General features: G+C 62.9%; 13 protein-coding genes. 4 read left to right on the forward strand and 9 right to left on the reverse strand.

What is annotated here, in order from left to right:
• Positions 1 to 5 precede the first annotated feature (5 nt).
• From GRI34_RS01385 to GRI34_RS01395, 3 genes are read left to right on the forward strand one after another with little or no spacing between them, the layout of a single operon-like run.
• Complete coding sequence (locus GRI34_RS01385) at positions 6 to 572, forward strand: peptide deformylase (protein WP_160594406.1); 567 nt, start codon at positions 6 to 8, stop codon at positions 570 to 572.
• On the forward strand, positions 559 to 756 hold the full coding sequence (locus GRI34_RS01390; RefSeq protein WP_160594407.1) for a hypothetical protein: 198 nt from the start codon (positions 559 to 561) through the stop codon (positions 754 to 756). Before GRI34_RS01385 ends, GRI34_RS01390 begins: the two co-directional genes overlap by 14 nt.
• 53 nt (positions 757 to 809) lie before the next feature.
• Positions 810 to 2,207, forward strand: a complete 1,398-nt coding sequence (locus GRI34_RS01395) for a DNA recombination protein RmuC (protein WP_160594408.1) — start codon at positions 810 to 812, stop codon at positions 2,205 to 2,207.
• A gap of 3 nt (positions 2,208 to 2,210) precedes the next feature.
• Here the strand turns inward: GRI34_RS01395 and GRI34_RS01400 are convergent, their stop codons facing one another.
• The 8 genes from GRI34_RS01400 to GRI34_RS01435 all read right to left on the reverse strand — a co-directional run bounded on the left by GRI34_RS01400 (position 2,211) and on the right by GRI34_RS01435 (position 9,281).
• A complete protein-coding gene (locus GRI34_RS01400; protein ID WP_160594409.1) occupies positions 2,211 to 3,962 on the reverse strand; it encodes an amidohydrolase in 1,752 nt (583 codons plus the stop codon).
• Between the two features lie 46 nt (positions 3,963 to 4,008).
• Positions 4,009 to 4,839, reverse strand: coding sequence for a TrmH family RNA methyltransferase (locus GRI34_RS01405; RefSeq protein WP_160594410.1), 831 nt, complete (start codon positions 4,837 to 4,839; stop codon positions 4,009 to 4,011).
• Between the two features lies 1 nt (position 4,840).
• Positions 4,841 to 5,119, reverse strand: a complete 279-nt coding sequence (locus GRI34_RS01410) for an HPr family phosphocarrier protein (protein ID WP_160594411.1) — start codon at positions 5,117 to 5,119, stop codon at positions 4,841 to 4,843.
• Entirely contained in the window at positions 5,116 to 5,541 is a 426-nt protein-coding gene (locus tag GRI34_RS01415) for a PTS sugar transporter subunit IIA (protein WP_100260748.1), read from the reverse strand. The genes GRI34_RS01410 and GRI34_RS01415 overlap by 4 nt, the downstream gene beginning before the upstream one ends.
• Positions 5,542 to 5,610: 69 nt before the next feature.
• Positions 5,611 to 6,507 (reverse strand): RNase adapter RapZ, encoded by an 897-nt coding sequence (gene rapZ / locus GRI34_RS01420; protein WP_160594412.1) that lies wholly within the window; start codon positions 6,505 to 6,507, stop codon positions 5,611 to 5,613.
• Positions 6,504 to 6,962: an HPr kinase/phosphorylase gene (locus tag GRI34_RS01425; RefSeq protein ID WP_160594413.1), complete on the reverse strand. Its 459-nt coding sequence runs from the start codon at positions 6,960 to 6,962 to the stop codon at positions 6,504 to 6,506. The genes rapZ and GRI34_RS01425 overlap by 4 nt, the downstream gene beginning before the upstream one ends.
• Positions 6,959 to 8,524: an ATP-binding protein gene (locus GRI34_RS01430; RefSeq protein ID WP_160594414.1), complete on the reverse strand. Its 1,566-nt coding sequence runs from the start codon at positions 8,522 to 8,524 to the stop codon at positions 6,959 to 6,961. The genes GRI34_RS01425 and GRI34_RS01430 overlap by 4 nt, the downstream gene beginning before the upstream one ends.
• Positions 8,517 to 9,281 carry a response regulator transcription factor gene (locus tag GRI34_RS01435; protein WP_100260752.1) on the reverse strand — a complete coding sequence of 255 codons (765 nt, stop codon included), beginning with the start codon at positions 9,279 to 9,281 and terminating at the stop codon, positions 8,517 to 8,519. The genes GRI34_RS01430 and GRI34_RS01435 overlap by 8 nt, the downstream gene beginning before the upstream one ends.
• 132 nt (positions 9,282 to 9,413) lie before the next feature.
• Here GRI34_RS01435 and GRI34_RS01440 point away from each other — a divergent pair, with 132 nt between their 5' ends.
• On the forward strand, positions 9,414 to 11,054 hold the full coding sequence (locus GRI34_RS01440; RefSeq protein WP_160594415.1) for a phosphoenolpyruvate carboxykinase: 1,641 nt from the start codon (positions 9,414 to 9,416) through the stop codon (positions 11,052 to 11,054).
• A 76-nt stretch (positions 11,055 to 11,130) separates the two neighbouring features.
• On the opposite strand, the gene GRI34_RS01445 is transcribed toward GRI34_RS01440, so the two are convergent.
• Entirely contained in the window at positions 11,131 to 12,675 is a 1,545-nt protein-coding gene (locus tag GRI34_RS01445) for a DUF1570 domain-containing protein (RefSeq protein WP_160594416.1), read from the reverse strand.
• Between the last annotated feature and the right edge of the window lie 60 nt (positions 12,676 to 12,735).

The raw sequence follows: 12,735 nt of genomic DNA on the forward strand, positions 1-12,735 counted from the left end.
CCCCCATGGCTATCCGTGAAATCCTCGAAGTGCCGGATCCCCGGCTCAAGACCGTGTCCGAACCCGTAACCGAGTTTGATGACGAGCTGAAAACGCTGGTCGAGGACATGTTCGAAACGATGTATGCCGCGCCCGGTATCGGCCTCGCCGCGATCCAGGTCGGCGTGCCCAAGCGCCTGCTCGTCATCGATCTTCAGCCCGAAGACACCGATGCCGAGCCGGAAGAGTGCGATCACGGCGGACACCACCACCACCATTATCCGACCAAGAAGGAACCGCGGGTCTTCGTGAACCCTGAAATCCTCGATCCGGCGGAAGATCTGGCGAGCTATCAGGAAGGCTGTCTTTCGGTCCCCGACATCTTCGCCGATGTGGATCGCCCGGCCACCTGCCGCGTGCGGTACCAGGACCTCGACGGAAAGGTGCACGAAGAAGAGATGGAAGGCCTCATGGCCACCTGCATCCAGCACGAGATGGACCATCTTGAAGGCATCCTCTTCATCGACCACCTTTCGCGCCTCAAGCGCAGCATGGCCCTGAAGAAGCTGAAGAAGCTGCGTGAGGCAGCCTGACCGGATCAGCTGGTCGCAGGCGGCACTGGCCGGACTGCTTTTCGCCCTGATCAGCTGCACCTGGCGCTATCTCAGCGACGGTGCGGATTTCGACGAGCTCGCGATCCGCTTCGCCGCCTATTTCCTCGCCTTCTCGGTGGGATTCTATTTCCTCTACAACCTAGTCGTGAAACGCCAGCGGTAGATAGCTTGTCGCGTCCTCTGGCGTTCTCTCTCCGTTCCGCCTAATGTCGCGGGATGGACCCAATGATTTTCATACTCGTAGCATTGTTCGGCGGCCTCCTTTTCGGTGGGCTTGCCGGCTGGTTCTTCGGTTCGCGCCCGGTCGCGGAATGGAAGGCGCGCCACGCGGAACGCGATGGCGAGGCGAAGGACCTGTCCGAAAAGCTTTCACGCATGGCGCCCGAACTGGCGACCATGTCGGATCGCGCGGCCCGCGCGGACGATCTGGCGCGCAAGCTGGACGAGGAACGTGAAGCACACGGTGCCCTGAAGGCGAGGGCAGCGGGCTTCGAAGAACAGAAGCGCCTGCTGGAAGAATCGCGCGCAAATCTGCTCAAGGAATTCGAGAATACCGGGGCCAAAGTGCTCGGCGCGGCGCAGGAAAAATTCCTCGAGCGGGCGAGCGAGCGGCTGGGACACTCGGAAAAAACCTCGGAGGAAAAGATCAAGGCGTTGCTGCAACCGGTCGGAGAGCGGCTGGCCAAGTACGAAAAACAGGTCGCCGACCTCGAAGAAAAGCGCACCGATGCCTTCGGACGGCTCTACCAGCAGATCACCGAAATGCAGCGCGGGCAGGAAGAGGTCCGGCGCGAGGCACAGCGTTTGGGTAACAGCCTTACCAATGCCCCCAAGGCGCGCGGGCGCTGGGGTGAACGGGCCTTGCAGAACGTGCTGGAACAGTGCGGCCTGTCCGAACACACCGATTTCATCCTCGAACAGTCGGTCGACACGGAAAGCGGACGCCTGCGGCCCGATGCCATCGTCAATGTGCCGGGCCAGAAGAAGCTGGTGATCGATGCGAAAGTGTCATTGAACGCTTACCAGGCTGCCTTCGAAGCCGAGGACGATGGGGAGCGCGCTCGGCATATGGACCAGCACGCCAAATCGATGCGCGGCCACGTCCAGACGCTCGGCTCCAAGGGTTATCAGAGCCAGTTCGACGACGCGCCCGATTACGTGGTCATGTTTGTCCCGGGCGAGCATTTCGTGGCCGCTGCACTCGAACACGACCCGGAACTTTGGGATTTTGCGTTTCATAACAAGGTCCTGCTTGCGACGCCGACCAACCTTGTCGCAATCGCGCGGACCGTCGCGCAGGTCTGGCGGCAGGACACGATCGCCCAGGAAGCGGTCGCCATCGGAAAGGCCGGGGCAGAGCTTTACGACCGTCTGGCTGTTGCCGCAGAGCACATGAAACGCGTCGGCGGCGGGTTGGAAACCGCGGTCAACAATTACAACAAGTTCGTCGGCAGTTTCGAGCGTAACGTCCTGTCCGCCGGTCGCCGCTTGTCGGAACAGGGCATCGAAATCGGCAAGCGCGAGATCGAGGAAGTGCCCAAGGTCGAGGCGACACCGCGCTACAATGCGGAAGACGCCGCGCAGATCGAGGATGGCCGCGAAGCCGCGGAATAGGCCCTATCGCTCGTAGACGATCCGGCCATCGACGATGGTCATCACGATCTCTCCGTCCAGCAGCTTCGCAGGATCGCTCCGGGCGAGAGTGAACGGGTCGATGTCCATGACCGTTATATCGGCCCAGCGCCCGGGCGCGATAATGCCGGTCTCCTCTTCGCGGAAGCCCGCATAGGCCGACCACGAGGTGTAGGCGCGGATCGCTTCCTCGATGGTCACTGCCTCTTCGGGATACCATCCGCCCGCGGGCTTCAGGTCCTTGTCGCGCCGCGTGACGGCAGCGTGGAGACCGTAGAAGATGCTGTGATCGCTGCCCGGATTGTCGGCGTTGAAGGTCATCCGTGCGCCATTTCGCAGCAATGTGCGCCAGGCATAGGCGCCGCGAACGCGGTCCGCGCCGAGCCTGTCTTCGGCCCAGGTCTTGTCCTCCACCGCATGTGGCGGTTCCATCGATGCGATGACGCCCAGTTCGGCAAAGCGGCCCATATCTTCGGGCGCGATGACTTGGGCGTGCTCAATCCGGTGGCGGTTGTCGCGCGCTCCGGGCGTCTCGGCAAAAACACGCTCGAGAATGTCCAGCGCCTCGCGGTTGCCCGCGTCACCGATGGCGTGGATGCCGGTCTGGAAGCCCGCTTTCATCGCCGCTTCGTTCAACTCGCGATCGAAGCCGTAGCCGCTCCCACTAACGCCGCGATGGCCGGGACGGTCCGCGTAGTCTTCCAGCAGGCGCGCGCCCCGAGAGCCCAGCGCCCCGTCGTAATAGGCCTTCACCGAACGCGTCACGAGCATGGAATCGGTGTCGCTGTCCGGCCCCCTCGCGATCCAGCGGCGCATCAGCGGCTCGTCGCGCAGCGAGAGCATGGCGTAGACGCGTATCGGCAGATCGTCGCTCGCTTCCAGCGCGGCGAACGTCTCCATCGCGTGGGTATCCGCGCCCGCTTCATGGACCGTGACATAACCGTCGCGGGCCATCTGCATCAGACCCTTGCGCGTCTGCCGCATGCGGGTTTCGAGCGATGCCGTCGGGATCGCCTTGTCCAGCATGGTCGTGGCCCGGTTGAGGAACAGGCCGCTTGGCGCACCATCGTCGCTGAGTCGCATTTCGCCGCCCTCGGGCACTGCGCTTTCGGCAGTAATTCCGGCTGCATCGAGTGCCTCCTGATTGGCCCACAGCCCGAAGCCATGGAGGCTGCGCATCACGACGGGATGATCGGGTACGGCTGCGCTCAATAGAGCCTTGTCGGGATAGGCATTGGCCCAGGCGCCTTCGTCCCAGCCTGCGCCGATAATCCATTCCCCGGCAGGCAGCATCTTCGCGCGATCGGCAACCAGCGCGACGGCCTCGGCTTCGGTCGCGACATCGGTGAGATCGACAACATCCAGCTTTGCGCCGAATTCGACGACATGGGTATGGGTGTCGACTAGACCCGGCAGGACCGTCGCGCCGCGAAGGTCGACTATGCGCGTTGCGGCACCCTGCCACGCAAGCACCTCCTGCGCGCTTCCGGCAAACACGATTGCACTATCGTCGATCGCGACTGCCTCGGCGTCAGGTCGCCAGTTCGATCCATCGAACGGCGCGTCGGCGGCAGGATTGCCCTCCCCGTCGGGGTCGCCCCAGGCAAGCGTATAGACCCGCGCGTTGGTAAGGATCAGGTCGGCCGGATCGGTCTCTGCCACTTCGACAGGGGCAGTGACGCAGGCTGACAGGAGCAAGGCTCCTGCTACTCCGGCTATCCTCAAGCTTTTCATCATCGCGTCCTCTCCCTTGCCGCGTCTTGGCAGCAATTCGGACGCGGGATCAAGCGGTTCCGCTGTCGAGAGCTGCCAGCACCTCATAGCCAAGCACTGCGGCTGCGACTGCGGCGTTGAGGCTGTCGGCGCGGCCTTTCATCGGCATGGTCACGCGAAGGTCGCAGGCCATCTCGTATTTTTCGGGCAGACCCCGGCTCTCGTTGCCGACCATCACGAAACAAGGCGCGGCATAGGGGGCGGAGCGATAGGGCTGTGCATCGCGCAGCGAGGCGGCAACCAGCTGGCCTTCGCCGCCACGCAGCCATTGTTCGAAATCTGCCCATTCGGCTCGCGCAACGCGGCGTGTGAAGATGGCGCCCATGCTGGCGCGCACCGTCTCCACGCTGAAGGGATCGGCACAGTCGTCGATCAGGATCACGCCGCCTGCGCCAATGGCATCCGCGGTGCGGAGCATAGTGCCCAGATTGCCGGGATCGCGCAGCGCCTGCGCCACCAGCCAGATATCGGCGGAGGTGCGGTCGAGCGCGGCAAGCGATGTGTCGAATTCCGCAAAGACGCCTGCGACCGCCTGCGGATTGTCCTTGCCGGTGATCTTGGCGAGGATATCGGGCGAGGTTTCGATAATCTCGCCTCCCGATGCCTCGACCGCTCGCTCCAGTTCGGTCAGCAGCGGGTGCGGATCGCGCTTGTCGGACAGGACGAGGGTTTGCGGAACATGCCCGCTCTCGCGCGCATCGGTGAGCAGGCGGAGGCCCTCTGCGAGGAACTTGCCCGCCGCCTTGCGGTGCTTCTTTTCGCGCAGGGCGCGCAGCGCCTTGACCGTGGGATTGGAAAAGCCGGTGATGATCCGGCGCGCGTCGCTGCGCTCGCGCGTCATGTCAGGGTTCTCCGAAACCGTCCTCGATCATGGCGGACAGGTCGGCCATGACAGTGTCGGCACCGTTTCCCGCAACGATGAGTTCGATCGTGTCGCCCTTGGCCGCGCCCAGCATCATGAGACCGAGGATGCTGCCGCCTGCCGCTTCGTTACTGCCCTTGGCGACGCGCACCGAACAGCCTTCGGGTACTTCCGCGACCGCGCCGACGAACTTGGCGCTGGCGCGTGCATGCAGGCCGCGCTGGTTGACGACGGTGAGGGTCTTGCGAAGCTCGCTCAACTTGCCTTCCGTTCGCTGTCGATTTCCTGCCCGAGGAATTCGCTGGCCACGGTGATGTAGTTGCGGCCCGCCGTTTGCGCGGCGTTCACGGCATCGACGACGTTCATCGACTTGCGCGCGCCTGCCAGGCGGATGAGCATCGGCAAGTTGATCCCGGCGATGACCTCGATCCGGCCGGTATCGAGGAGCGAGATCGCGAGATTGGACGGTGTGCCGCCGAACAGGTCTGTCAGGATGATCGCGCCATCGCCGTCATCGACCTTTTCGATGGCGTCGGCGATGTCCTTGCGCCTGAGTTCCATATCGTCGTTCGGGCCGATGCAGATGGTGGCGACACCTTCCTGGCGGCCAACGACATGCTCCATCGCATCGATAAAATGCTCGGCCAGTTTGCCGTGGGTAACGAGAATCATTCCGATCATGGGAAGTGAGCCGTGCTGTGCTTTCCGAAGGTGTTAGCTTTGTCTGTCGACCATTATGCGGCGAGGGAATCAGCGGCGCTCGAGCGGATCGGCGGGGCGGCTTCCCAGATTTCGGTGAATGACCGTGGGCGAAAATCCTGCCTCGCGCAAGACCTCGGCTGCGCGTTCGGCGCTGTAGACCGACCGATGGCGCCCTCCGGTGCAGCCGAAAGCAATGTTCAGGTAGCTGCGACCCTGCGCGGCGTAGCGTGGCAGCAATTCGCGCAAAGTGTCTGAAATCCGCGCAAAAGACGGTCCGAAGGCAGGGTCGGCAGAGATATGCGCCGCGACGTCTTCGTCGAGGCCGGTCTGTTCGCGCAGGCCGTCGATCCAGTGTGGATTGTCGAGGAAACGCATGTCGAAAACGAGGTCGGCGAGCGGGGGCATGCCTCGCGCGAAGCCGAAGCTGGACACGGTGATGGTCATGTCGCGCGTTTCGCTGTCGGCGAAGCGTTCGCGGACGACTTGTTGCAATTGGTTGGTCGAAAAACCGGTTGTGTCGATGACGCTGTCGGCCCAGCGCCGGAGCGGCTCGAGAAGCTCGCGTTCGGCGGCAATCCCGCCAGCGACCGGGCGGCCGCGTGCCATGGGGTGGGGCCGGCGGGTCTCGTTGTAACGGCGTTCCAGCTCGGCGGTCGAGCAGTCGATGAACAGGGTCATCAGCTCGATATCATCGCGCTGGGATAGCAGTTTGCACTGATCGATGGTTTCGGACGGGACGAAGCCGCGGGTCCGCGAATCGAAGCCGATCGCAATCGGTGCCGGGTGGTCGCTTTCGGTCCCGACCAGACCGGAGAGGAGACGGATCGGAAAATTGTCGATCGCTTCCCACCCCAGGTCTTCCAGGACCTGCAAAGCGGTACTCTTGCCCGCACCGGAAAGGCCGGTGACCAGTAGTACGCGTTGCTTTTGCGAGTCGTCGCTCATCGCGCCTTCTTAGCACCGCCATCCGAACGGTATGGAACCCTCAACCCGTGTTTATCCAACGCGTATTGCGCGCGCAGGGCCTGGATGGCGTCACCCGGCCTGAATTCCACCAGCGGAATTGGGATACCGAGTATCTTGCGATGCTTATCTTCAAGGGGGAAGCGCGCCGCTTTGTCATTGAGGTCCAACACCAGCGCGATTGGAGCAGTCGTGGTTGGAAGCTCGACGATACCGACATTGCGGACTTCGATCTGGCCGGTGGTTTCGGGGGGAGGACCGGCGATCACGATACCGTCCGAAAGGCGCAGAGATATGCCATCGTCGCCGATCAATTCGGCCCCGCGATCGATAAGAGCCAAGGCAAGCGACGTCTTCCCACTTCCCGGCGCCCCGCTGATCAGGATCGCGCGCCCGCCGAGGCACACGCAGCTTACATTGAAGAGCGCTTCGCTCACCGCGCGGCGGGAAGGCTGAGCACAAGACAGGCGCCTTGCACGCCGCCGGGCCGCATCTCTGCATGCAGGGTCCCGTCATGCGCTTCGGCAATGGTGCGCGCGATGGCGAGGCCGAGGCCGGAGTGATTGCCGAAATCCTCGCCTTCCGGCCGATCGGAATGGAAGCGGTGAAAGACTTTCTCGCGCTTTTCTTCCGGGATGCCCGGCCCGCAGTCTTCTACGGCAAGGTCTATGATGCCTTCGCGCCGTGAAAGGCGGACCGTGATCGGGGCATCCTCTGGCGAGAATGACACGGCATTGTCCAGCAGGTTCTCGATCACCCTTTCAAGACGCATTGCGACGCCCATGATGGTGTAGGATCCGCCCTCGGCATGGATTTCGACAGAGCGCCCTTCGTTCTCGCCCCGCTCTTCGCGGCTGGCGACAATATTGCGCACGAGCGTATCGAGATCGACGGGCTCGAATTCTGCGCGCGAGAGTTCGGCGTCAATCCGGCTGGCGTCTGAAATCTCGGTGACCAGTCGGTCGATCCGGCGGACATCATGGGTCGCGATATCGAGCAGTTGGGCGCGCAATTCGGGGTCGTCGACCTTGGCGAGGCTCTCGGTCGCGCTGCGCAGGCTGGCAAGCGGGTTCTTGATCTCGTGCGCCACGTCGGCAGCAAAGCTTTCCACCGCGTCAATGCGATGCCTCAGGGCGCCGGTCATGTCCGAGATAGAGCGCGCCAGCATCCCGATCTCGTCGCGGCGCTCGGGCAGGCGGGGGACCTCCACCGCGCGATCACGGCCCTGGCGCACGCGCACCGCAGCCTGGACGAGTTGACGCAAGGGACGCACGATCGTCTGTGCGAGGAAGAACGACAGCAGGGTCGAAACCAGCAGGAACAGCAATACGATTACTGCAACCGTGCTGCGGGCGGCGCGTACGCTTTCGGTGATGTCGACGGGATTGCGGGTCAGCAGCAAGGTGTCGCCATCCAGCCCGACCGGCGCGGCCGCGTTGATGACATGTGTGCCGTCCGGAGCGTCGCGCAAGACGATTTGCGTCAGGCTTTCTTCGCGCGCGCGGACCAATTCGGGCCAGGCCGACGCTTCGTCGCTTTCCGGGTCGACATAGTCGGGCAGGGCGGGCGCGCCGACGATCCGGTCGAACCACCGGTCCATCCGGTAGGCGATATCCCTTTGATCGACCTCGGCCGGTTCAGGGAGGTCGAAGCTGGGCGGTGCCAGCTTGAAGCTGTCCGATTCCAGCTCTCCCCCCGGGCCATAGACCCTGAGGCGCAGGCGCTGTTCCTTGCCGATCTGGATCAGCAGCGCTTCCTGGCGCTGTACCGTGGCGCCTGCCAGCGCTTCGGCGGTGATCTGCGCTTCGACCAGGGCGAGCTTGAACCGCTCGTCCAGCAATTGCTTGCGATAGCTGTCGAGATAGAGGACGCCGCCGCCAAGGAGCACCAGCGGCAGGACGTTCACGAACAGGATGCGGCTGGTGAGCGAAAGGCGGCGCGACCAGCGCAGTTTCTCAAGTCGTGGATCGCCCTTGAGGACGCTGCCCTTCTCAGCCATCGCTGAAGCTGTAGCCCGCGCCATAAAGCGTTTCGATCGAGGAGAAATCATTGTCCACGCTGCGGAACTTGCGCCGCATGCGCTTGATATGGCTGTCTACGGTACGATCGTCGACATAGGTGTCGTCGGGATAGGCGGCATCCATCAGCTGGTTGCGGCTCTTGATGACGCCCGGATGCAGCGCGAGTGCCTCCAGCAGCAGGAACTCAGTCACGGTCAGCGACACCGGCTTGCCGTCCCAGGTGACATGATGGCGGGCAGGATCCATGCGAAGGCGACCGCGCTCGATAATTTCGGCGGCTTTTTCCCCGACTTCGAGCGGCAGGGGGCGCCGTGCATCCGAGCGGCGCAGGATCGCGCGGATGCGTGCCAGCAGAAGACGCAGCGAGAAAGGTTTGGCGATGTAATCGTCTGCGCCCATCTGGAGGCCGGCTTCCTCGTCCTGCTCGTCGTCCTTGCTGGTCAGGAAGATGACGGGAAGGGCGGAGTTTTCGCGCAGGCGGCGCAGCAATTCCATCCCGTCCATCTTGGGCATCTTGATGTCGAAAATCGCGAGGTCCGGCGGATTGTCGAGCAGCGCCGTCAGCGCGGCTTCGCCGTCGGAATAAACGCGCGTGGCAAAACCTTCTGCCTGCAGCGCGATAGAAACTGTTGTCAGGATGTTGCGATCGTCATCGACCAGCGCAATGGTCGTGCGGTCGTCCGCCTGCGGTGTGGCGCCCTGCGGGGCGGTGGCCTGTTCGCCTTGGTTTTCCATGGTTTGTGTCGGGTAACGCTTTTCCTTACGCAAGACAACGCACGCCGCACACGTTCTGGGCATTCCTGGCCGATGGTCGTTTGACGTTGCGGCAGGGCGGGACTAAAGGATCGGTAAGGGCGGCGCATTCGTATGCGCCAGCGATTCCCGGACACATTCCGCTCACCAGCGCTGGAGATTTCAGTGACCTTTCCGCTTTCCACCTCGCTTGCCTCGCAGGGCTTCGAGATCGATGCGACGATCCATCCCAATCTCACCTCCGAAGAACTGACCGCAGCCGCGCTCGAGCGGGGCGAAGGTCGCCGCGCCAAGCACGGCCCGCTGGTCGTGCAGACCGGCAAACACACCGGCCGCAGCGCGAAGGACAAGTTCATCGTCCGCAACGCCGAAACCGAAGACACGGTCTGGTGGGACAACAACGCCTCGATGAAGCCGGAACATTTCGCTGCCCTGAAACAGGATTTCATGGCGGCGCTGGCCGACAAGGAAGAGCTGTTCGTGGCCGACCTGTTCGGCGGTTCGCAGCCGGAATACCGCGTCAACGTACGCGTCATCAACGAGCTCGCCTGGCACAACCAGTTCATCCGCACCCTGCTGGTGCGCCCGACCGAAGCCGAACTCGAAGGTTTCGTCCCCGAATACACCATCGTCGACCTGCCGAGCTTCAAGGCGGACCCCGAGCGTCACGGCTGTCGCAGCGAGACGGTGATCGCGGTCAATCTCGAAGAAAAGCTGATCCTCATCGGCGGCACCAAATATGCTGGCGAAATGAAGAAGAGCGTGTTCGGCATTCTCAACTACCTGCTGCCGCCCAAGGGCGTGATGCCGATGCACTGCTCGGCCAACATCGGCCCCGACGGCAAGAGCGCGGTGTTCTTTGGCCTGTCCGGTACCGGCAAGACCACGCTGTCGGCCGACGCCAGCCGCACGCTGATCGGCGATGACGAGCATGGCTGGTCGGACACGGCGGTCTTCAACTTCGAAGGCGGCTGCTACGCCAAGATGATCCGCCTCAACCCCGAAGCAGAACCCGAAATCTACGCCACCACGCGCATGGAGGGCACCGTCCTCGAAAACGTGGTGATGGACGATGACGGCGAAATCGATCTCGACGACAACACGCTCGCCGAAAACACCCGCGGCGCCTATCCACTGTCCTCGATCCCGAACACGTCGGACGACAACATGGGCCCGCCGCCCAGCAATGTGATCATGCTGACGGCCGATGCCTTCGGCGTCCTGCCTCCGATCGCGCGCCTTACGCCCGACCAGGCGATGTATCACTTCCTGTCGGGCTACACCGCGAAGGTAGCCGGGACCGAAATCGGCGTGACCGAACCCGAAGCGACGTTCTCGACCTGCTTCGGTGCGCCCTTCATGCCGCGCCACCCGTCGGTCTACGGAAACCTGCTCAAGAAGCGTATCGCCGAAGGCGGCGCGCAGTGCTGGCTGGTCAACACCGGCTGGACCGGCGGCAAGTACGGCACCGGCAACCGCATGCCGATCAAGGCAACTCGCGCCCTGCTCAACGCGGCGCTCGACGGTAGCCTCAACGAAGCGGAATTCCGCAAGGACCCGAACTTCGGCTTCGAAGTGCCGATCGCGGTCCCGGGCGTCGACAGCCAGATCCTCGATCCGCGTTCCACCTGGGACGATAAGGACGAATACGACCGCACCGCCACCAAGCTCGTGCAGCTGTTCGTGGACAATTTCGAACCCTTCGCAGCCCATGTCGACCAGGGCGTGCGCGACGCGGCACCTGCTGCCGCCTGACGGTTCCCACAGTTGGAGAGGAGAGCCCCCGGGCCGCGATCAAACGCGGCCCGGGGGTTTTCATTTTGGGGTGCGATCAGTCCTCGTCCGCGCTTTCGTCGAGCATGGGGACATCGGCATCGATCGCCGAAGGCCACCAGGGCTCTCCTTCCGACGCGTGCTGGAGCTGGCCAAGATAGCGCTTCGCCGCTCGCACCAGCCCGCCGCCATGCGGATCGGACGAGAGCGGGCGCAGGGTATTCATGGCGCGCGTAATCTGCCCATCGCCTGCATACATCAGGCCCAAACTCATCCCCAGGTTCTTGTCGAAGGGGGCCAGTTCGTATGCGCGCGCCAAGGCGTGCCGTGCGTTTTCGCTCGGCATTGCGCCGCGCTGGATGAAGCTGCGGTAGAAGTAGATCAGCGGGAGCGGATGGTCGTTCTCCAGCGCATTCAGCTGGCTGAACGGTATCATCGCCGCCTTGAACGCGGCATCTTCGTCATCGGCCTCTTCCGCCTTGCGGAATAGCGCATAGCCTTTTTGCACATAGGCATTCTTGCGCGATGCATCGAGTGTGATCGCAGCATCGGCGGCCGCAATGGCGGCATCGTCGTTGCCAGCATCAAACTCCGCTTCGGCCAGCGCTGTGAGCACGCCTGCGTCATCAGGATATTGCGCAGCGACAGCGCGCGCGTCTGCGACAACTGTCTGCGCCGTTTCGTCGTCGACCCCGCGCTGCGAACGCATGCGTACGCTCATGATGGCCTCTTCCCCTTCCGACAGCTTGCGAATGGAGACCGGGGCAATCTGGATCATGTCCGGCTGCAGGACGAAGTTCATCATGCGTTTTTGCCTGAGGTAATTGTCGAGTTCGCGATCAAGCTCATCGAGATCGCCGAATACGGCGCGGCCGGCCTCGATGGAGGGCGTGCCGCGTGCGACCTGCAGCCAGTATTCACCCAGCTGGCCGCTGCGTTCGTCGCTGAAGGTGAGCATGTGATACAGTGCCCAGCTGCGACCGTAGAACGCGTCGTACCGGCCTCGACGCGTGCTTTCGTAAAGTTCCTGGTCGAGCAGTTGCTCAACCGTCACTTCGTCGGCGTGAGCCAATTCCATACCGCGATGCTGCGCCGGCCGCCCGATCTGGACTGTCCCGTTTCCGTTGAAACTCGCCGCAGCGAAAAATTCTGCCGCGCCTTCGCTCATCCAGCGCGGCATCGCGAAGCGGGTGGTGGAGATCAGGAAGTGGTGCGCATATTCGTGCAGCAGGACGGTGGTCGAAAAGCTGGGATACCCTTTCTTGTTGCGGATATCCTGTACGAACGCCCGCGAAGCGCCTGCCCTCGGGACATAGAAACCGGCGATTGTCTTGCTCTCTGTGCCTGCCAGTTCGCGGATGTCGCGCTGGCCGCCGACCACGAAGATAACCACGCGGCTGGAAGGACTGGGGGCCTCCAATTGCTTGTTGAGCACGAACGCCATTGCCGAATGATAGCGTTCAAGGTTCTCCGCAAACCGGCGAATGTCCTTTTCCCTGTCATCGGCATAGATGACGAAATGCTCGCTCGATGCTTCGTACCAATCCGCGCGCGCAGGCGAGGAAAGCGCGAGAAGCGCCAGAATAGCGACCCAATACTTCATTTAGTCCCTCCAGTTGGGAGTGAAACTAATATATATACTTGTGAAGGCAACATCCCTTTC

Source organism: Qipengyuania aquimaris (assembly GCF_009827445.1).
Taxonomy (GTDB): domain Bacteria; phylum Pseudomonadota; class Alphaproteobacteria; order Sphingomonadales; family Sphingomonadaceae; genus Qipengyuania; species Qipengyuania aquimaris.

Coding starts and splice junctions, on each gene's coding strand:
- GRI34_RS01385 (WP_160594406.1), top strand. CDS start 6: ATGGCTATCCGTGAAATCCTCGAAGTGCCGGATCCCCGGCTCAAGACC.
- GRI34_RS01395 (WP_160594408.1), top strand. CDS start 810: ATGGACCCAATGATTTTCATACTCGTAGCATTGTTCGGCGGCCTCCTT.
- GRI34_RS01400 (WP_160594409.1), bottom strand. CDS start 3,962: ATGATGAAAAGCTTGAGGATAGCCGGAGTAGCAGGAGCCTTGCTCCTG.
- GRI34_RS01405 (WP_160594410.1), bottom strand. CDS start 4,839: ATGACGCGCGAGCGCAGCGACGCGCGCCGGATCATCACCGGCTTTTCC.
- GRI34_RS01415 (WP_100260748.1), bottom strand. CDS start 5,541: ATGATCGGAATGATTCTCGTTACCCACGGCAAACTGGCCGAGCATTTT.
- rapZ (WP_160594412.1), bottom strand. CDS start 6,507: ATGAGCGACGACTCGCAAAAGCAACGCGTACTACTGGTCACCGGCCTT.
- GRI34_RS01430 (WP_160594414.1), bottom strand. CDS start 8,524: ATGGCTGAGAAGGGCAGCGTCCTCAAGGGCGATCCACGACTTGAGAAA.
- GRI34_RS01435 (WP_100260752.1), bottom strand. CDS start 9,281: ATGGAAAACCAAGGCGAACAGGCCACCGCCCCGCAGGGCGCCACACCG.
- GRI34_RS01440 (WP_160594415.1), top strand. CDS start 9,414: ATGCGCCAGCGATTCCCGGACACATTCCGCTCACCAGCGCTGGAGATT.
- GRI34_RS01445 (WP_160594416.1), bottom strand. CDS start 12,675: ATGAAGTATTGGGTCGCTATTCTGGCGCTTCTCGCGCTTTCCTCGCCT.